This is a genomic window from Nitrosospira sp. Nl5, assembly GCF_900102495.1.
Classification (GTDB): domain Bacteria; phylum Pseudomonadota; class Gammaproteobacteria; order Burkholderiales; family Nitrosomonadaceae; genus Nitrosospira.
In genome coordinates, this window is the sequence record NZ_FMVQ01000011.1 from 69,548 (window position 1) to 89,340 (window position 19,793).

Below are 19,793 nucleotides of genomic sequence, written 5' to 3' on the forward strand. Positions count from 1 at the left end.
AGTTATTTTTAATCTACTAGCCCCGTCAGAATTCGTTTGGACGGGATTTCAAATCAGGTATTTTCCACAATGACTATTGCTTCCCCCGCTACAGATTCCCCTGAAAGTTTTGCAGCGCTATTTGAAGAAAGCCTCTCCCGCCAGGAAATGCGCGTTGGTGAAGTAATCACCGCCGAGGTTGTCCGCGTTGATTACAACATCGTAGTGGTAAACGCGGGGCTCAAATCGGAAAGTTTCATCCCCGTCGAAGAATTCAAGAATGACAAGGGCGAAATCGAGGTCAAGCCTGGTGATTTCGTCAGCGTTGCGATCGAAGCGCTGGAAGATGGTTATGGCGAAACCCGCTTATCGCGGGACAAGGCCAAACGTCTCACAGCCTGGCATGACCTGGAAGCCGCCATGGAAAGCGGCGCCATTGTCTGTGGTCTGGTAAGCGGCAAGGTCAAGGGTGGCTTGACGGCCATGATTAACGGTATCCGCGCCTTTCTGCCCGGTTCCCTGGTGGATATCCGTCCAGTCAAGGACACCACGCCATACGAAAATAAGGAGATGGAATTCAAGGTCATCAAATTGGACCGGAAGCGCAACAATGTGGTGGTGTCGCGACGTGCGGTGCTGGAAGAAAGCCAGGGCGCGGACCGTCAGTCACTGCTGGCAAATCTGGCCGAAGGCGCGGTGGTCAAGGGTATTGTCAAGAACATCACCGATTACGGCGCATTCGTGGATTTGGGAGGCATAGATGGCCTGTTGCATATCACCGATCTCGCATGGCGACGGGTGAAGCATCCTTCCGAAGTCATTAGCGTCGGGGATGAAGTGACTGCCAAGGTACTCAAATTCGATCAGGAAAAAAATCGCGTCTCGCTCGGGATGAAGCAGCTGAGTGAGGATCCATGGGTAGGACTCTCCCGGCGTTATCCCCAGCATACGCGTCTATTCGGCAAAGTCAGCAATCTTACGGACTACGGTGCATTTGTTGAAATTGAGCAAGGCATTGAAGGACTGGTGCATGTGTCTGAAATGGACTGGACCAACAAGAACGTGTATCCCTCCAAAGTGGTGCAATTGGGTGATGAAGTGGAAGTGATGATTCTGGAAATCGATGAAGAACGCAGGCGTATCTCGCTCGGTATGAAGCAATGCAAGGTTAATCCCTGGGATGATTTTGCCATGAATCATCAGAAGGGCGACAAAGTGCGCGGTCAAATCAAGTCCATTACCGATTTCGGTGTATTCATCGGGTTGCAGGGCGGCATAGACGGGCTGGTGCATCTTTCCGATCTTTCATGGAATCAGCCCGGTGAAGAGGCAGTGCGTAACTATAAGAAAGGTGATGAAGTTGAGGCAATGGTATTGTCCATTGATGTCGAGCGCGAACGCATTTCGCTGGGCATCAAGCAGATGGAAGGTGACCCTTTCAACAGCTTTGTCGCGGTACATGACAAAAACAGTATTGTCAAAGGCACAGTCAAGTCAATTGACGCCAAAGGTGCGGTGATTATGCTGGAGAACGATGTGGAAGGTTATCTGCGTGCATCCGAAGTATCACGCGACCGAGTCGAGGACATTCGAACACATTTGAAGGAAGGCGATACGGTTGAGGCGATGATCATTAATGTCGATCGCAAGAACCGCGGTATTAATCTCTCCATCAAAGCCAAGGATATGTCGGAAGAATCCGATGCCATGCAGAAAGTCACGGTCGATAATCCCGCCAATGCCGGAACCACCAGCCTGGGCGCGCTACTTAAAGCCAAGATGGATGTCAAAAATACTGAACAATAAAGGTTGCCCATGACAAAGTCTGAATTGATTTCAAGGCTTGCAGCGCGTTATCCGCAGCTAGTGGCGAAGGATGCCGAGCTCGCAGTCAAGGTGATACTTGATGCCATGACTAAGAGTTTGTCACAGGGGCAACGCATTGAGATCCGTGGGTTTGGCAGTTTCGATCTGAATTATCGTCCGCCGCGTGTCGGGCGCAATCCGAAATCCGGAGAAAAAGTGCGGGTTCCGGAGAAATATGTTCCGCATTTCAAGGCAGGGAAAGAAATGCGCGAGCGGGTCGATCGCAAGAGCTGAAAAAATCGTAACAGTTGAGAAGCATAACGACGGCATGCCGAAAGACCATGCCGTTTTTTTACGGTTTGCAGCGCATTCTATTTTGGAAAAGCTGCGAATCGTGGAGGCGAGCTGAAAAGTGCGTGTAAAACAGGCTGAAAAATGAGCGGTCAATTACCGGATTCAGCATCATGCGTTACCTGATATGGTGCGTACGCATCGTGCTGTTTCTGGTACTTCTCGGCTTTACCGTGAGGAATGTCGAAACGGTAACACTACGTTATTATTTTGGCTATGAATGGCACGCCCCCCTCGTACTGATAATATTGCTATTTTTCGCCCTTGGAGTAGCAATTGGCGTCCTGTCCTGTCTCGGCAAGATATTCAGGCAAAGACGAAAAATCGCCACATTCAGAAAAAAATACTCTCTAACGGAGGAAGAACATGGATAAACGTCATCTTCTTGCCGCTCCGAATACCTGTTCCGCAATGTAAAGGCGCAGAACTGACCGCATGGGCGCTCCCCGTATTATCGTTGCATTCGATTTTCCCCGTGCAGAACAGGCCCTCACCCTTGCCGCCAGGCTTGAACCAGGCTCATGCAGGGTTAAAGTGGGCAAAGAACTTTTTACTGCTGCCGGACCCCAGGTGGTGGAAAAATTAATGGGGAAAGGTTTTGATGTTTTTCTCGATTTGAAATTTCACGATATTCCCAGCACTGTGGCGAATGCCTGCAAGGCAGCGGCGGATCTGGGTGTATGGATGATGAACGTCCACGCGCTTGGGGGGAGAAGAATGCTGTCCGCCGCCCGGGAGGCTGTACCGGCAGGCACGACCAAACTCATTGCCGTGACTTTGCTCACCAGCATGGAACGCAGCGATCTGAATGAGGTTGGCCTGAACGGAGACCCGCAGGATGTGGTGGAGCGACTGGTTCTGCTTGTACGTGATTGCGAACTGGATGGAGTCGTAAGTTCTGCGCTGGAAGCACCGCGAATCAGGCAACTCATTGGCGGAAGTTTTTGTGTGGTCACACCTGGAATACGCCCGGCTGATGCTTCTGTGGACGAGCAGAAACGAATAACAACGCCGCGGCAGGCGATTGAAAACGGCGCAGATTATCTGGTTATTGGCAGACCCATTACTCAGGCACCAGATCCGGCATTGATGTTGCATCGATTGAACGACGAAATTGAAGGACGGATCAGGTTCTGATCAAGACTCGACAATAACATTGCTGGTTGTTTGGCCTGTCAGCTGTAGTACGGTCCTTTCCGGTCTACTTTTTCTCTCTCCAGCAGCTCTTGGGAGAGTGGCGGTCGAATACCGCATTGACCCCTGGCACCGGGCGGCGTAAAGTTCAATACAGGGGTGTTTGAAAGTCGTTTTTCAATTTCAAGTGTATCCCCATTTATTAATGCTGGAGGACACCGCCATGCCTGACTATCGCGTCCTTCCCGCACTGCGTCTGACTGGCGCCGTGCGGGTCGCCTGCCCCGTTCCGCAAAAACCCGTAACGCTAAAATCATCCGCCCTAGATGTGATGACCGACTTGCGCGAGATCCAGGCTGGCGTAATCGAGCTTCATAAGACGATGGAATCAGCTAACGCATACATGATACAGCGCGGTATACGTTCCCTGCTTGTATTGGATCAGGATCAAGTCCTCAATGGCATCATCACCGCAACCGATATTCTTGGTGATAAACCGCTCCGTTTCATCCAGCAGCGACGTATGAAGCATAGCGAGATTCTGGTCTCCGATATCATGACCCCGCTCGATCGGCTGGAAGCGATCCCTATCGGGGAAGTTATGCATGCCAGGGTCGGAGATGTTATCGCCAGCCTGCAGAATACCGGCCGGCAGCATACCCTTGTGATAGAGAACGATACTGCTGGCAAGCCAGCCGTGTGCGGTATTTTTTCATTGACGCAAATCGAGAAGCAGCTCGGTACCGCGATTCCATCCACTGAAGTTGCCAAGACTTTTACTGAGATCGAGGCAACATTGATACATGAGCATTGATACATTGATACATTGATCGCGAGTAGCGAAGGCTCGGGCGTCGGGGTGCCTGGTCAATAAGAGCCAGGCTAAACTCAATTGAGATCAGTGTTTCCGCTGCACGAGCCTAACTTGGGGTTCTGGTAATCAGACCGGTTTCTCTTTTTATCGCTGTTTCAGCCCGGTTCTGCGGCGGTTGTCGCTTAAATAACTGAGTTCACCTCACATCGGCGCTCAATGCACACACCCAGTTTTTTTACGCCGCGTATCGTGCCGAGTTTCGCCACGCTGACCTTGACCCACGGCGATTTGAATTCCGACAGGATGATTTGTGCGATGTGTTCGGCCAGGGCCTCCAGCAAAGAGAAGTGTTTTTGCGAAAGAGTTTCGTTGATACGCTGGACGACAAGGGCATAATCGAGCGCGTCCTCGAAATTGTCTGTTTGACAAGCGCGGCTCGTCGGCAAAGCAATTTCGAGGTCGAACTGGATGGCCTGGGCGACTTTGCGCTCCCACGGATAAATGCCAATCAAGGTATCCACCTTGAGTTCGTGCACAAAAATAATATCCATAAGTCGGGCTCAGGAATTGAAGCGCTTCAGAGCGAATCGTTAACGCGTTTTTTCACGTAGAATCAGCCAGGGATTTTATTCTATTTGCAAAGATGGCGCTAACAACATGACGCTGACGGCTTTCATACTGCTGGCTTATTTGCTGGGGTCCGTATCTTTCGGGGTGCTTGCGAGCTGGATCTTTCAGTTGCCTGATCCGCGTACTTATGGCTCGAAAAATCCCGGCGCTACCAATGTGCTGCGTAGCGGAAAGAAAGCGGCTGCGGCATTCACATTGGTGGGGGACGCGGGGAAGGGCTGGGTGTCGGTAGCGCTGGCGCAGCATTTCATGCCTGCCTTAGGGTGGGGCGATAAGGCAATTGCCGCGGTGGCGCTGGCGGTGTTTCTTGGGCATCTATTCCCGGTATTTCTGCGCTTCAAAGGTGGAAAGGGCGTAGCGACGGCAGTTGGTGTTTTACTGGGATTTAACGCATGGCTAGGGATATCGGCGATTGCGATCTGGATTATGGTCGCGGCAATCTCGCGCATTTCGTCTCTGGCCGCTTTAGTCGCGGCGGCATTCGCGCCAGTTTTCGCGGTGTTTTTTCTTGGCCTCGAAGCCAATACCCTGGTAGTTCTTATCATGTCGTTGTTGCTCATCTGGCGGCATAAGTCGAATATCGTCAGCCTGATCGCAGGCCAGGAAGCACGTTTCGGTAAGCGCGGCGCGCCTTAATACATGTCCGGTCAGGCGTCCAATGATGTAGGCTGTACATGAAGATCCCACCTCGCTTTTATCGTGAAACTATGATCCGGCTTTCGCTCCCGGATTGCTGGCACTTGCAACCGCATTGCTCCCGCAAATGCAATCATGGCGCCGTTGTCCGTGCAAAATTCGAGGTCAGGAAAGAAAACAGTGGCGCCTATTTTCTCGACGTTGTGACAGAGGCTTTTGCGTAACTGGCGGTTAGCCCCCACACCGCCCGCTACTACCAACTGAGTCAATCCGGTTTTTGCAAGCGCTGCCAGTGATTTTTCCGTCAATACGTCCACTACGGCTTCCTGAAAAGCGAGGGCAATGCTCGCTCGGGTTTGCGGGGTGATTTCGTGCTTATTCATCAGGGTCAGCACGGCGGTTTTCAGGCCGCTGAAACTGAAGTTGAGATCGCCACTGTGGAGCATGGGGCGTGGGAATCTGAAGCGACTTGGTTGGCCTGAGCTGGAAAATTCATCGGCGAGCTTTGATAGGGCCGGACCCCCGGGGTAACCCAGTCCCAACAGCTTCGCGGTCTTGTCGAAGGCTTCTCCCGCCGCGTCATCCAGGGTTTCGCCCAGCAGTTTGTATAACCCGAGACCCTTCACTTCCATCAATTGGGTGTGACCACCCGATACCAGCAGCGCCACGAATGGAAAGGTGGGCGCAGGAGTGGATAACAATGGAGACAGGAGATGCCCTTCAAGATGGTGGATGGCCAATACCGGAATGTTCAACGCGAAGCCGAGGGCGGCGGCAATACTCGCGCCCACCAGAAGCGCTCCAGCCAGCCCCGGTCCCTGCGTATAGCTGATAGCATTGACGTCCCGCAGATTGAGCCCGGCCTCCGTCAAGGTTTGCCTGATAAGGGGTAATACTCGCCGGATATGGTCGCGCGAGGCGAGTTCCGGCACAACGCCCCCATACTCGCCATGCATTTCTGTTTGCGAATAAAGCGCGTGGCTCAGCAGGCCGCGCTCAGTATGGTAGAGCGCGATGCCGGTTTCGTCGCAGGAAGTTTCAATGCCAAGTACGAGCAAGGAGTGGGAGGGAGATCAGTCTTTTACAACAGGGGTCAATACTGCTATATAATTACGGGCTTTATACCGTGCATCATCCATGCACACTATTTGAAAAGCCATTTACATACTGGAAGGAAACTACATCTTCATGACCACTATTAAAGTCAAGGAAAACGAGCCATTTGAAGTCGCCATGCGTCGTTTCAAGCGTACCATAGAAAAAACCGGTTTGCTCACCGAATTGCGCGCCAGGGAATTTTACGAAAAACCCACAGCTGAACGCAAGCGCAAATTGGCTGCGGCAGTTAAACGCACCTACAAACGTCTTCGTAGCCAGTTGCTTCCCCCGAAACTTTATTAGTTAAAGTGAGTCAAAAAATCATATCCATAATTCGGGATTTCAAAATTATTCGTTACTATTGAGCGTTCATCAGCGACTCCCGAAAAAATTCCAGCCTGCTCCATAACAATCAAGGCAAATGATTCCATCGTGAATCTGAAACAGAAGATCACCGAGGATATGAAAAACGCGATGCGCGCGGGTGACACCAAGCGGCGCGACGCTATCCGGTTATTGCAGGCGGCAATCAAGCAGCGCGAGGTGGATGAACGGATCCAACTGAATGACGCCGAGGTAATCGGGGTAATGGAAAAAATGCTCAAGCAGCGCAGAGATTCCATTAGCCAATATGAGGCCGCGCATCGCCATGATTTAGCCGATGCGGAAAAATATGAAGTTAGCGTGCTGCAAGCTTATATGCCTCAAGCATTAAGCGATGCCGAAGTGGAAGGCATCGTAGCTGAAGCGATTTCCGCTTCCGGAGCTAAAGGACAGCAGGATATGGGACGAGTGATGGCGGAACTCAAGCCCAGGCTTTCCGGACGGGCCGACATGGGTAAAGTATCCGTCCTGGTCAGGACGAAGCTCCTCACCTGATATCGTGCGGATGTTGCGTTGCCTTAGGGAGCGACAAGGGACGACGACACCGGTCAAAGTTGCAGATTGATTTAGGTATGTACTTCCTCGCATTTTCAGAAAACATCCTATAATCAGATCATCTGTCAGAATTTCTGATTTGCGTTCCGCTTAAATATTACTGGTTTATCCGCTATAAATGATTTCACAATCATTCATTCAGGATTTGCTCAACCGCGTGGATATCGTCGACGTTATCGAGCGGGACGTTCCGCTCAAGAAGGCTGGTGCGAATTATGCCGCCTGCTGCCCATTTCACAATGAAAAAACCCCTTCATTCACGGTGACTCCCACCAAACAGTTTTATCACTGCTTTGGTTGCGGTGCACACGGTAGCGCTATCGGTTTCATGATGGAGTACGGTGGCTTGAGTTTTGTCGAGGCAGTGAAGGATCTGGCGGCTCGTGTCGGAATGCAGGTTCCCGTACCGGAATCAGAGTCAGGGTCTCAATCCCGCATGAAGCAGGGAAAGCCAGAGGGGGAGGGAACGGAAAGTTCTTTCCAGGATTTGACTGAGGTAATGAACGTTGCCGCGCGGTTTTACCGGGAGCAGCTCAAGTATTCAAACAGCGCGATTGCCTACCTGAAAAAACGTGGTTTGACGGGGGAAACCGCTGCCCGTTTTGCCATTGGTTATGCCCCGGCTGGTTGGCAAAACCTGGAGCAGGCTTTTCCCGATTATGCGGCGAAGGCGTCAACAAATCCACTGGTAGAGGCCGGACTGGTTATCGAGAACGATGATAAACGCTATGACCGTTTTCGCGACCGCATCATGTTTCCCATTCTCAACCTCAAGGGAATGATCGTGGGTTTTGGCGGGCGGGTGTTGCAACAGGGTGAACCCAAATATCTCAATTCTCCCGAAACGCCTTTATTCCAGAAAGGCCGGGAACTCTACAACCTGTTCGCCGCGCGCAGGGCAATTCGCGAAGCTGGACGGGTGATCGTGGTGGAAGGCTATATGGATGTGATGGCGCTCTCCCAGCACGGCATTGAATACGCGGTGGCTGCGCTAGGTACCGCCACAACACCTTATCATGTGCAAAAGCTTTTGCGGCAGACGGATAATGTCGTGTTCTGTTTCGATGGCGATAATGCCGGCAGGAAAGCGGCATGGCGCGCGCTGGAGGATAGCCTTGCGCAGCTTGTGGATGGCAAGAATATCGGTTTTCTCTTCCTACCCGAGGGTGAGGATCCCGATAGCTACGTCCGCAACTTCGGCAAGGAGGCTTTTGAGGAGCTGCTTAAACAAACGTTGCCTCTGTCCGTTTTCCTATTTAGAGAGCTATCGGCCCGCGTCGACCTGGCGAGCAGCGAAGGCCGCGCCAAACTGGTGCAGGACGCAAAACCGTTATTGGCGCGAGTGGCAGCACCAGGACTTGCACTGATGCTGTTAAAACGATTGGCGGAGATCAGCGGCACCACGCAGCGAGAGTTGGAAGATTTATTAAAGATCAGGCGTGTTTCATCCTCCCTGTCTCGTGAAAGAGCGCCACGGCCACAGCCCGCCTCGCCTTACCGCTGGCTGATACAGATATTATTATACGAACCCGGCTATGTCCGGAAGCTGGACAGGGAGTTGTTGACGGATGGCCGAGAATATGCTGAAGAAATAGCAGCACTGACGGCGCTGGTTGAATTTATCGATACCCATCCCCATCTTGGGAAAGATACGGCCATACCCTCGGCTATCACCTATTTCCACGATAGCCCCCATCGCATGCTGCTGCAAAAGGCCGAGGGCGAAACGCTTGCCTGGGACAGTGGCATAGATCTGGAAGCGGAGTTTGCCGGAGCACTCGCGCGATTACGGGAAATGAAACGTAAGCATTGCATGACAAGATTGCACAGCAAATCCCTGAGCGCTCTGACTCCGGAGGAAAAACAGGAACTTCAGCGACTGGCCGTACCCTAATCAGGGCAAACAAGCTGAGCAGCACCACTGGATCTTGATATAATCGAAAATTTTTCAGGTTTCTACTAGCCATAGTTTCTATTAGCCATATTATTGGAAATCGACATGGGAAAAGCGAAAACACAAGTCAAAATGACGGCAAAATCGAAGACCGCGACTTCAATGGACGCAACGCCGGACCGTCTCGCCGATAAAGTCAGAATGGCGGGGAAAAAGAACGTAAACGACACAGTTAAGAAGTCGTCTGGAGGGTCGCCAAAAGCGGAGTCTATAAAAGTCACTGCGGAAGCGCTGGAAGACAAAATTACGGCAGTTGCAAAGTCGCCTGCTAAAGCATCTGTTCGCGTGACCGAAATCGCGAGGGCGGTTATGAGTGCCAAGGAACCAAACTTGCTTACCGCAAAAATAGTCAAGGCCAAAGCGATAAAAGAAGGCAAGGCGCAAGCTAAAGACGTGGAAAAAACACCGCTCGCGCCACAGGATATTGAAGCGCGGCGCATGCGGCTCAAGAATCTGATCGTGCAAGGCAAAGAGCGCGGCTATCTGACCTATGCCGAGATCAACGATCATCTTCCCGACGATATGCTGGATGCCGAACAGATCGAAAACATCATTAGCATGATCAATGATGTGGGCATCTCTGTGTACGACGAGGCCCCGGACGCGGAAACGCTGCTAATGTCCGAGACCGCGCCTACGGTAGCGGATGAGGACGTGGTGGAAGAGGCTGAGGCGGCACTTTCCACCGTGGACTCGGAATTCGGCCGTACCACTGATCCGGTACGTATGTATATGCGGGAAATGGGTTCGGTGGAATTGCTTACACGCGAGAGCGAAATCGAAATCGCAAAGCGTATCGAGGACGGATTGAAACATATGATCCAGGCAATTTCCGCCTGTCCGACCACCATAGCCGGCATTCTTGAGCTCGCCAACAAGGTGACGCGAGATGAAATGCGTATTGATGAGCTGGTGGACGGATTACTTGATCCTAATGCCCAGGAAATGGTCGGTGAAGAGATTTCCGATGAGTCGCTGGAGCAGGAATTGGGCGGCGCGGAGAACGCGGAGGATGAAGATATTGCCGCAATAGCAAGTGCCAATTTGCTGAAACTGAAAAACGACGCGTTAGAGCGTTTTGCGGTGATTCAGCAGGCCTATACTGAGATGCAAAAAGCGCTGGCCAAAAAGGGGTCGACGAATAAGGCATATAAGGACATACAGGAAAGTATTTCAGCCGAACTCATGGCGATACGCTTTTCTGCGAAAATGGTTGAAAGGCTCTGTGACACACAGCGGGGGTTGGTGGATGAGATGCGCGGCTACGAGCGCAAAATCATGGAACTGTGTGTAACCAAGGCGGGAATGCCGCGTAACCACTTCATCAAAGCCTTCCCTGGTAATGAGAGCAACTTCGAATGGGTAGCGCAGGAAGTCGCGATAGGCAAGCCGTATAGTCAAACCTTGGGGCGTTACCAACCGGCCATTATGGAGCAGCAGCAGAACTTGCTGACACTGCAAAAGCAAGTGGGTATTCCCCTCAAGGAGCTCAAGGAAATCAATCGCCGGATGTCCACCGGCGAGGCAAAGGCGCGCCGTGCCAAACGCGAAATGACGGAAGCGAATTTGCGGCTGGTGATTTCTATCGCCAAAAAATACACCAATCGCGGATTGCAGTTCCTCGACCTCATCCAGGAAGGTAATATCGGGCTCATGAAAGCGGTGGATAAGTTTGAATATCGGCGCGGCTACAAATTCTCGACCTATGCCACCTGGTGGATTCGTCAAGCCATTACGCGCTCCATCGCCGATCAGGCGCGCACTATCCGCATTCCGGTACATATGATCGAGACGATTAACAAGATGAACCGCATTTCGCGCCAGATTCTGCAGGAAACCGGACAGGAGCCGGAACCCGCGCTGCTGGCGGAGAAAATGGAAATGCCGGAAGAGAAAATCCGCAAAATCCTCAAGATTTCCAAAGAGCCGATCTCCATGGAGACGCCAATCGGTGATGACGAGGACTCTCATCTTGGCGATTTCATCGAGGATTCCGCCACCATGGCCCCTGCAGATGCCGCGGTCTATGCCAGCCTGCGCGACGTTACCAAAGATATACTGGATTCACTGACGCCGCGTGAGGCAAAAGTACTGCGTATGCGTTTCGGCATCGAAATGAATACCGACCACACCTTGGAGGAAGTCGGTAAGCAATTTGACGTGACGCGTGAGCGCATCCGGCAGATCGAAGCCAAGGCACTACGCAAGCTGCGCCACCCTTCACGTTCGGAGCGGTTGCGCAGTTTCCTGGATACCGAAGGCTGACGGGCCTTCGGTAATTATTTCCACTTCCAGTTCCAAGCGGGTCTGTAGCTCAGTCGGTTAGAGCAGGGGACTCATAATCCCTTGGTCGTTGGTTCGAGTCCAACCAGACCCACCAAAAAGCAAGGAGTTACAGAGTGATTTCTGTGACTCCTTTTTATTTTTTCGGGGTGTAACTGGTTTGTAACTCTATCGAATGAAAACAATAGAGTAAATTGGAGAGCAATTCGCTTGAAAGGTAGTCTAAAAAACACAAAGAAAAAAGTATTTTAAGGGGAAGCCTGATCTATAGCCAAGCAATCCCAAATGTGGCTGATCGTTCAAGCCATCCATTTTAACGCTCCCTCCATCCCGATACCAACGCACGCGTGTGCCGGATTGTGGCAAAACGTCCATGCCGGATTCGATTTTTCTTACACTTGCGGGCCCTCCATTCTTGATCGCGGTCCCATTCAACTCCTAAGTTATTGATCACATTAGATAATAATAAATCCTTAAAAGTTGGCATAGTAATTGCTTCATATGAGGAGCATACCTGCACTGTACCTTTGTTTAAATAACTTCATGGAAAAAAAATGAAAAAGAAACTTATCAATTTAGTAATAGCCGCAGCATTAACTGGGGGAGCGACCATCGGACATGCAGCCAGTTACAATACGTTCAGTCCGGATGGGGTGCTGCAGAATTTCTCGGGCATCGACTGGCATTCAAATGGTGGGGGCTGGATTCAAGGATTTGATCTCACTGGTGCGAACGTTGCAGGGGACACTGACGTTTTCACCTTAACCTATCAGGCCTTTGCGGGTGTCTTCAGCACGACCTCACCGGTAAATGAACTGCACGTGGCATCCCCCGGCTCCGCAAGTGGAAGCTATGAAGCCACGATATTCTCGACCATCACGCAAACCGCGACTTGCGTAAATGACGGTTGTTCCTCCATTAACATCACCTTGAACTCGGGAACGTGGGATGTTTTTCACGATGATAGTCCTAACGCGAATCAGGCAGCCGGTACCGGCTTCCTCGACGGAGTGAACATACTGAGTGGTACGTGGGATACTGGAAATAGCAGCTTCTCCGCAACGAGCGGTGTAGGAGGCGGTTTCCTGACCGGCACCGTCACCGATACCAATAATACCTTTATAAATCCCGACCTGCTCGGTACCACGTTGCAAGCATCGTTGATTTTTCCAGGTCAATCCTCGCCGACCTATACCCGGCCGGCAGCCTTTAACGGTGTTGCCACGGGTCCAAACACCGCGAGTAGCTTCGTGATACAGACAGATACGTCGCAAGACTTTACCCAGCAGCAGGTCCCGGAGCCCAGCATGATGGCCCTGGTCGGCATTGGTCTGCTTGGCTTTGGCCTTGCAAGCCGTCGCCGCCGTACCTGATCTGACAAGCAAAACAAGCAATCTCGAAAGCCACCCTGCGGGGTGGCTTTCTTATGGGTTGTTGCAATCTTTACAGCCAAGCTATTTCGCGCCATAAAGTATTGGACTTCTGGAGCACGGTGAGACGTCATGATTGAAATTCACCCACTGTCAGATTCTATCTGTACTTCAGTCCAATAGGCAGCGTCAATGAAACAGGTAATATGTCGCTTAAGGCAACCTGCTTTCTCTCCGGGGGGTAGGTTGCCCCACCCGGCGCGCAGATGTAATGCGCGCCGGGTTTTCTTTGCACCCACTCCTCGATAGACCTGGCTCTGTGACTGGCTGAATCAAATCTTCCCCCTCTTCTCGAGGTGCAGCTTAGCTTTTGATGATTCTTTGAGAAAAGGCAATATAGGTTGGCTACTGGCTTGGCGTTCCACCGCTACAAGCATGCTTCGAAAATTGATTGGGCGAGCAAGCGATAAATTACGATCTTTCTACAATTGCATAGCAAACGGGCGTCAGTATCAGGCTGGCGGTCATGCCGATTAGGAGGCCGACGGTTAAGGAGAGGGTCATTGGAACCAGAAACTGGGCCTGCTCGCTGGTTTCCAGCAGGATTGGGAGAAATCCGACGAAGTTGGTGAGGAAGGCCAGAAGGATGGGGCGGAAGCGGGCGCTACAGGCTTCGAGGATGAGGCTTGCCATGGGTTGACCTGTATTTCCCCGCTTCTGGACATAGTCCAGCAGGACCAAGCTGTCATTGATCACAACCCCGCTGGCTGCAATCATCCCCACGAGGGATTCCATGGACAGCGGCAAGCCGATGAGCCAGTGCGCGAACACCGCGCCACTCCAGGCTACCGGCGCGCCCAGCATAAAAATCAGTGGTTTTACGTAAGAACGAAACGGAATCGCGATCAAGGCATAGATCACAGCCAGGGCGGCGGCGGTATAGAGTATCAGGGTGCGCATGGTTTGGTCCTGCTCCTGGCGTTCTTCGCCGATGCTGACATCCAATCCAGGAAACTGTCGCTTCAGGTGCGGGATTTCTTCCGCCATCATGCTGGCATGGATGGCGTTGACATCTGTCAGGCTGGGATCGATCTGAGCCTGGACTTTCAGGATGCGCTGTCGGTCCTGGCGGACCAGCCTGGCCTGGCCCGGCATCAGATCGATTTCCGCCAGAGTTCCAAGCGGGGCCTGAGCTCCGTTGGGAAGCCGGATAGGAAGATTCTGGAGGTCATCCAGGGATTGTCTTTCGTTGCGAGGCAGTCGCACCATCACCTTGACTTCGTTCCGGCCTCTTTGAAGTCGATGCACCTCGTCTCCGTAGTAGGCGTGCCGCATTTGTTCGGCCAGATCTTCCAGCTGAAGCCCCAGGTGCTCGGCCTCCGGTTTCAGGCGAAGGCGAACTTCCGGTTTACCGGGTTCGGCAGAGTCTACGACGTCATATACGCCCGGATAGCCCGCCAGTTTCTGTTTGAACTGGATGACGGCCGAGGCGACGATCGCCGGATCGGGATGTCCCAGGTCGAATTCCATATCGTAGGGGAGATCGCCCTCCTTATAGAGAAAATCAATCCTGGCCCGGCCAATGTCACCGATGCGCTTGCGCCATTCCCGGATGAAATCCTCCACCACGATATGTTTCCGTCCTGCCGGCGATAATTCGGTCCAGATTCCCGCATTATGCTCGGAGATGATTGTTTCCACGCCGACAATCACGCTTTGCTGAATATCGGGGTCGCGAACTGCGGCCTCCCTGTCCAGCTCGTCCCGAATTTCCAGCAACGACCGTTCCACTTTTTCCGCGATCCGCCGGGTTTCGCTGTAGGGCAAATCCTGTGGCAATTTCAGATAGACCCAGAAGCTGTCCTTGGTGACATCCGCCTGCAGGGAAAGCCGGACATAGCCCCCGGCCACCAACGCCGCAGCCAGCATCAGCAGCACGGCGAAGGCAGCAACGGTCAGGTAGCGCCACGCGAGGGCTTTTTCCAGAAACGGTTCATAGATCCGGCGGATAAAATGTTGCAAACCACGGTTAAGCGTTGTCCGCAGCCGGGTCAGAGGCGTGCTGGAAGGGTTTGGCGCCGAGGGAGTGGCCAGATGGGCGGGTAAAATCAGCAGCGCCTCGATGAGGGAAAACGCCAGGGTCAGAATCATCACCAGGCAAATTGGCTTCATCATCTGACCCGCCCAGCCCGGCAAAAACAGGCCTGGCAGAAACGCGACAAGGACGATCATCACCGCCAGGATGACCGGCAACGCCACGTCGCGGGCACCCGAGATGGCAGCCTCGAGATATGCCTGATTCCTCCCCGCACCGGCCAGGGATGATCCGCTATACGCGGTTTCCCGCAGCTTGGCCGCATCGGACGCTTCCTGCTTGGCGTAGATGGATTCCCCAATGATGATTGCATCGTCCACCAGAATTCCCATGGCTAGGAGAAAGCCAAAGAGGGACAACATATTCAGGGATACGTCCAGCGCGGGCATTAACCAGAAAGCGCCAAATATCGAGGTTAGAATTCCAAGGCCCGCCCAGATCGCGACTTTGTGATGGAGGAATATAGTCAGTATCAGGCAAACCAGCACGAAGCCGGTCAATCCATCCTCGATCAAGGTTCCTATCCGTTCCTCATAAGCCTGGGAACGGTCCCACCAGGTGATCAGTCCCACCCCCTGCGGCAGTTGGGTATTCATTTCCGCTACATAATCTTTAACCCTGCGCGCCACCGCAACAGTATCTTTTTCGGCATGGATCTCCCAGCCTTGCGCCGTTTCCCCGTTGTGACGCCATTCCGACAGGCGCTCCTCCAAGCCGTCTTTGATGGTAGCCACGTCGCGAAGCAGTACACGGCTGCCGTCCGCGTTGGTGCGAACCACCAGATTCCCGACGGAAACATTATCCTGGGCTCGGCCCTTGACCCGAAGCAATAGCTCGCCCATCGGGTTTTTCATGATGCCACCAGGCAAATCCACTGAAGTGCGCCGGATGGTCTCGGTGACCTCGTTCAGGGATACACGGAACTGGCGGAGCCGTTCGGTGGAAACTTCGATAGCGATTTCGTAAGGCAAGTCGTAATAGTTGTGGGCGCGAGTCACGCCGGGTACCTGTGACAGATCACCCTGGATGCGGTCGCCAAGGCCCTTGAGAGTATGTGGATCGGTGGGGCCGTGCAACGCTACCCAGATAACGCCCTCGTCACCAATGCGGTGGGCGGGCTGCACCTCGATCTTTTCCAGTCCCTTCGGCAGACGTTGAATGGCTTGCACCCGCCCGCGCACGGCGTTCATTACCTGGTCCTTATTGTAATTCGGCAGGACTGTTACCTTGACCAGGCATTCGCTCTCGATGATGTCTGATTTCAGCCGCTTGACACCGCCTAAATTGTAAATGGCTTCTTCTATGCGGATGCAAACCGACTCTTCGATTTCTTGCGGCCCCGCCCCGGGATAGATTGCTTTCACTTCGACTTGATGGGGCATAAAACGGGGAAACACCTCCTTGTCCATCAGGAAGAGACTTCCCGCTCCGCCGAGCAGGATCAGCAGCATCAGCAAGTTGGCGGCAACCGGATTCGCGGCAAACCAGGCGATCAAACCAGGAGGAAGCGAGGCAGAAAGTGAAGCAGAAAGCGTCCGTCTCACTTGAGGAGCCTCTGAATATATCCTCGGTGACGCGCGTTGCTGAAAAAACCGGGGTGATTACAAGGCGCATGACAATGGCTGGCGAGCGCATATTGCCGCGACGGAGGGGAATACGGGAAACCGATCATGGCATTTGGCTTTCAGCCGTTATATCCGATGTGGTTTTTTCGAGTGTTTGTCCCGGAACTACAGTCTCGGTCCTGACTTTCATGCCCTCCACTGGAAACTGGATACCGGAAATTACCACGCGATCGCCAGCATTCAAGCCGCCTTTTACCAGGACGCGGTCCGGCTCACTGCGCAGAACCTCCAGCCGGCGAATGTGCAGGTGGTCTTCCGTATCGATCCACAACGCTTCTCGTGCAGGATTTACCGCGACTGAAGGCAGGACGAATACATTGGGTTGTTCCCGTCCTTCGATCTCCGCTTTCACGAACAGTCCGGGCATGAGCGGCGGTTGGCCAGCTTTACCGATATAAGGATCCCGTACCTCAGCCACGGCGTGGAGCAGGCCGGTTTCCTCGTCCAGCGCGCCTTCGGCATGCACGATGCGGCCTTCCCAATGCCGAAGGGCGCCCGCAAATTCCGCGCTTAACGTCACCTTCGGACCTGCACCCGATTTTCCATTGCGGTGGTCCAGCAGCAGATCGAGATAGGCAAACTGCTCGGTGGCCAACGGCAGGCGCACCAGCGCGACATCGATCGCATAAAGACGGGCGAGTTTTTCACCCGGCTGAACATATTGCCCGAGACCGATGTGCTTGTTCCGAACCCTTCCGGCAAATGGCGCGCGCCATTCGCACCGGCTACGCTGCAAACGGGCCCTGGTCAAATCGGCTTGCGCGGCTTTCAATTTGGCGCGGGCCTCCGCCAGTTGCGGCTGGCGCAGGGTCAGAGGGGATGGCTGGCCTTCTCCAAGGGAATTCCATTCAGTGCGCGCTTGTTCGGCCTGGGCCTCTTCCAGCATGACCTGCCGCTCGGCTTCGGCGATCCGGGCAAGCGCCTCTGCGATTGCATAGTCGTAATCACGCGGATCTATCGTGAGCAGGATATCATCGGCTTCGAAAAATCCCCCCGCGGCGAGGCTCGGATGGAGTCGGGTTATCTGGCCAGCTACTTCCGGTACCAGGTCAATCTCGGTACGGGGAACGACCACCCCTTGGGAGCGAATGTTCAGTTTGAGTGTCTGCGGTTCAACCCGGATTACCTGCACCAGCGGAGTTTCACTTTCCAACACTTGCGATTTTAGCGGTGGCCGATGGACGACAATGGCCCAGGAAATGCTGATGCCGGCCAGCACGACAAAAATGGGGACGGCGATTTTCAGCACGCCTCCGTATTTTAAATTTTTCAGCACACTCTCAGGATAGCTTTTCAAACGCCACCCCCCAAAGCCAGATAAAGATTGATGCGATTGGTGAGCAACTGCCGTTTGACCGAAAGATGGGCACTTTGTGCATTCAATGTGCTGCGATAACTGTCCAGCAGCGTGAGAATTTCGATAAACCCGAGGCGGTAGGAATAGACAGCCAGCTTGCGACTCGCTTCCGTTTGCTCAACGGCTTTTCTTAACGCTTTTTCCTGTTCACGTAACCATTCATCAGCCGCCAACACCTGTTCCACTTCCCGAAAAGCATTGAGTGCCGTGCTCTTGTAAAGATTAAGCGCTTCCTCCGCGCGAGCCTTGTTCAGACGGATCTGCCCGGTTATGAGTCCGCCCGTGAATACCGGTTGTATCATGCCCATCACCACGTTCCATGCCAACGCACGAGGATCGATCAGATCGGTCAGCGCCGCACTGCGCGTACCCCCAAAGGCAGTCAGGACAATTCGCGGCAGCAATAGCTTCCTCGCACTCTCCACGCGGGAATCAGCGGCCAGTAGACGATCGAAAGCGGCAACAAGATCGGGTCGCCGCTCCAGCAGTTCGGAAGGCAGCCCGGCGGGCAGGCCCTCGGGCGGATCCGGTAGCACAGAAGCTTCAGTCAGGCTCCCTGTGGGATAGCGTCCAAGCAGCACCTCCAGGCGGCGGGTAACGAGTTGGATCTGGTTGCGAGCCTCATTGAGTTCCGCTTCGGCGGTAGCGAGATCGGTAAGCGCCAGACGCAAATCGAGCGCGTGCGCTATGCCGCGTGCAAAGCGTCCCTTTACCAGATCGACAATGGTGCGTCGGTCTTCGACCGACTGTGCTGCCACCTCGGACTGAAGCTTGGCCTCGGCCAGCTCGAAATAGCTTTGCGCTACCCGCGCTGCCAGGGACAATCGTGCGCCACGGAAATCAGCAGCTTCCGCGCCGGCTTCCCGAACGGCAGCCTGTCTTAAGTCGCGAATTCGTCCCCATACATCCATCTCCCAATTGAGGCTGAACATCGCTTGGAATGCACTCAGTGTCACTGGGCCGAATCCTGATTCCCGAAACTGTACATGCTGGTAATTCGGTGCGACGAATATCTGCGGCCAGCGAGCGCTGCCGTCGATACGTGCCTGGGCCACAGCTGCATCCACGCGTGCCGCCGCCGCTTTCAGGTCATAGTTCTCGGCTAGCGCGCTATGCACCAGCGCACTCAGATCAGGGTTGCCGAACGCTTCCACCCAATGTTCCGGAGGCTGTTGCCTGGATTCACCAGTTGCACTCCAATGAGAGGGTATCTTCGCTCCAGCATCTTCGGCACGTCGCTCGGGTGCTGTCTTGCAGCCGCCAATAACAGTTAAAAAGATCGTGAGAATGGCCAGCCCAAGGATCTTTGGCATGCGCGCTCGGCAGATTAAGAGGTGGATTGGCAACAGTGGAGTCCGGAGAACCAAATAGCGATTAATTTGCCGTGATGACCGAACGTATTCAGACGAATCAGCCATCGTCCTACGATGATAAATTTCATCCCATTCTTAGAGGCGTAGAAAGCAGATACCAATGCGTAAACCTGCAATTTTTGCAGAGATAGGGGCAAAAGATACCTTGCAGCTCAAAAAAATTAACGTGGCCCACCGAGTGTCTTAAAAATAAGGCTGACAATAATCAACGTAGGTCCATTTTCTACAATTTTGCCGCCTGGGAGTGAGTGGAACAAATAATATTTATAACATAATCAGTAGCTAATAAGAATAGGTGGTTGTAATGGGGTTGTAATAGGTACCGGTGGGAATTTTGTTGGTATTGTAC

Annotated in this window: 16 protein-coding genes and 1 tRNA gene; 12 read left to right on the top strand and 5 right to left on the bottom strand. The window is 53.2% G+C overall.

From position 1 onward, the window contains the following. Positions 1-69 precede the first annotated feature (69 nt). The 5 genes from rpsA (at position 70) to BLP45_RS11055 (ending at position 4,084) form a co-directional block, all read left to right on the top strand. A complete protein-coding gene (rpsA, locus tag BLP45_RS11035) occupies positions 70-1,785 on the top strand; it encodes a 30S ribosomal protein S1 (RefSeq protein WP_090372530.1) in 1,716 nt (571 codons plus the stop codon). A gap of 9 nt (positions 1,786-1,794) precedes the next feature. Then, entirely contained in the window at positions 1,795-2,079 is a 285-nt protein-coding gene (locus BLP45_RS11040; protein WP_090372531.1) for an integration host factor subunit beta, read from the top strand. 170 nt (positions 2,080-2,249) lie between these two features. Next, positions 2,250-2,510, top strand: a complete 261-nt coding sequence (locus tag BLP45_RS11045; RefSeq protein ID WP_090372532.1) for a LapA family protein — start codon at positions 2,250-2,252, stop codon at positions 2,508-2,510. Between the two features lie 61 nt (positions 2,511-2,571). Next, positions 2,572-3,273, top strand: coding sequence for an orotidine-5'-phosphate decarboxylase (pyrF, locus tag BLP45_RS11050; protein ID WP_090372533.1), 702 nt, complete (start codon positions 2,572-2,574; stop codon positions 3,271-3,273). A 220-nt stretch (positions 3,274-3,493) separates the two neighbouring features. Further along, the gene (locus BLP45_RS11055) at positions 3,494-4,084 is read left to right on the top strand and encodes a CBS domain-containing protein (protein WP_090372534.1); all 591 of its coding nucleotides are present in this window, start codon (positions 3,494-3,496) and stop codon (positions 4,082-4,084) included. 182 nt (positions 4,085-4,266) lie between these two features. Here BLP45_RS11055 and folB read toward each other — a convergent pair whose 3' ends face one another. Then, the gene (folB, locus tag BLP45_RS11060) at positions 4,267-4,635 is read right to left on the bottom strand and encodes a dihydroneopterin aldolase (protein ID WP_090372535.1); all 369 of its coding nucleotides are present in this window, start codon (positions 4,633-4,635) and stop codon (positions 4,267-4,269) included. Positions 4,636-4,741: 106 nt separating this feature from the next. Between folB and plsY the strand changes: the two genes are divergently transcribed. Further along, positions 4,742-5,350: a glycerol-3-phosphate 1-O-acyltransferase PlsY gene (plsY, locus tag BLP45_RS11065; protein WP_090372536.1), complete on the top strand. Its 609-nt coding sequence runs from the start codon at positions 4,742-4,744 to the stop codon at positions 5,348-5,350. Positions 5,351-5,361: 11 nt separating this feature from the next. On the opposite strand, the gene tsaD is transcribed toward plsY, so the two are convergent. After that, positions 5,362-6,408: a tRNA (adenosine(37)-N6)-threonylcarbamoyltransferase complex transferase subunit TsaD gene (gene tsaD, locus BLP45_RS11070; protein WP_090372537.1), complete on the bottom strand. Its 1,047-nt coding sequence runs from the start codon at positions 6,406-6,408 to the stop codon at positions 5,362-5,364. A 130-nt stretch (positions 6,409-6,538) separates the two neighbouring features. On the opposite strand from tsaD, the gene rpsU reads away from it, so the two are divergent. The 6 genes from rpsU to pepA all read left to right on the top strand — a co-directional run bounded on the left by rpsU (position 6,539) and on the right by pepA (position 12,997). Then, positions 6,539-6,751, top strand: a complete 213-nt coding sequence (gene rpsU / locus BLP45_RS11075) for a 30S ribosomal protein S21 (RefSeq protein WP_004179462.1) — start codon at positions 6,539-6,541, stop codon at positions 6,749-6,751. 129 nt (positions 6,752-6,880) lie between these two features. Next, positions 6,881-7,327 (top strand): GatB/YqeY domain-containing protein, encoded by a 447-nt coding sequence (locus BLP45_RS11080; RefSeq protein ID WP_090372538.1) that lies wholly within the window; start codon positions 6,881-6,883, stop codon positions 7,325-7,327. 178 nt (positions 7,328-7,505) lie between these two features. Further along, positions 7,506-9,281 carry a DNA primase gene (gene dnaG / locus BLP45_RS11085; RefSeq protein WP_090372539.1) on the top strand — a complete coding sequence of 592 codons (1,776 nt, stop codon included), beginning with the start codon at positions 7,506-7,508 and terminating at the stop codon, positions 9,279-9,281. 105 nt (positions 9,282-9,386) lie between these two features. Continuing rightward, complete coding sequence (gene rpoD, locus BLP45_RS11090; protein ID WP_176754734.1) at positions 9,387-11,606, top strand: RNA polymerase sigma factor RpoD; 2,220 nt, start codon at positions 9,387-9,389, stop codon at positions 11,604-11,606. 38 nt (positions 11,607-11,644) lie between these two features. Then, positions 11,645-11,721: transfer RNA gene (locus BLP45_RS11095), tRNA-Ile, on the top strand. Positions 11,722-12,178: 457 nt separating this feature from the next. After that, complete coding sequence (pepA, locus tag BLP45_RS11100; RefSeq protein WP_090372540.1) at positions 12,179-12,997, top strand: flocculation-associated PEP-CTERM protein PepA; 819 nt, start codon at positions 12,179-12,181, stop codon at positions 12,995-12,997. A gap of 468 nt (positions 12,998-13,465) precedes the next feature. Here pepA and BLP45_RS11105 read toward each other — a convergent pair whose 3' ends face one another. From BLP45_RS11105 to BLP45_RS11115, 3 genes are all read right to left on the bottom strand, one after another. Next, on the bottom strand, positions 13,466-16,633 hold the full coding sequence (locus tag BLP45_RS11105) for an efflux RND transporter permease subunit (protein WP_256327789.1): 3,168 nt from the start codon (positions 16,631-16,633) through the stop codon (positions 13,466-13,468). Positions 16,634-16,757: 124 nt separating this feature from the next. Continuing rightward, positions 16,758-18,011 (bottom strand): efflux RND transporter periplasmic adaptor subunit, encoded by a 1,254-nt coding sequence (locus BLP45_RS11110; RefSeq protein ID WP_256327790.1) that lies wholly within the window; start codon positions 18,009-18,011, stop codon positions 16,758-16,760. Beyond that, entirely contained in the window at positions 18,008-19,384 is a 1,377-nt protein-coding gene (locus tag BLP45_RS11115; protein WP_090372542.1) for an efflux transporter outer membrane subunit, read from the bottom strand. The genes BLP45_RS11110 and BLP45_RS11115 overlap by 4 nt, the downstream gene beginning before the upstream one ends. Positions 19,385-19,793 lie beyond the last annotated feature (409 nt).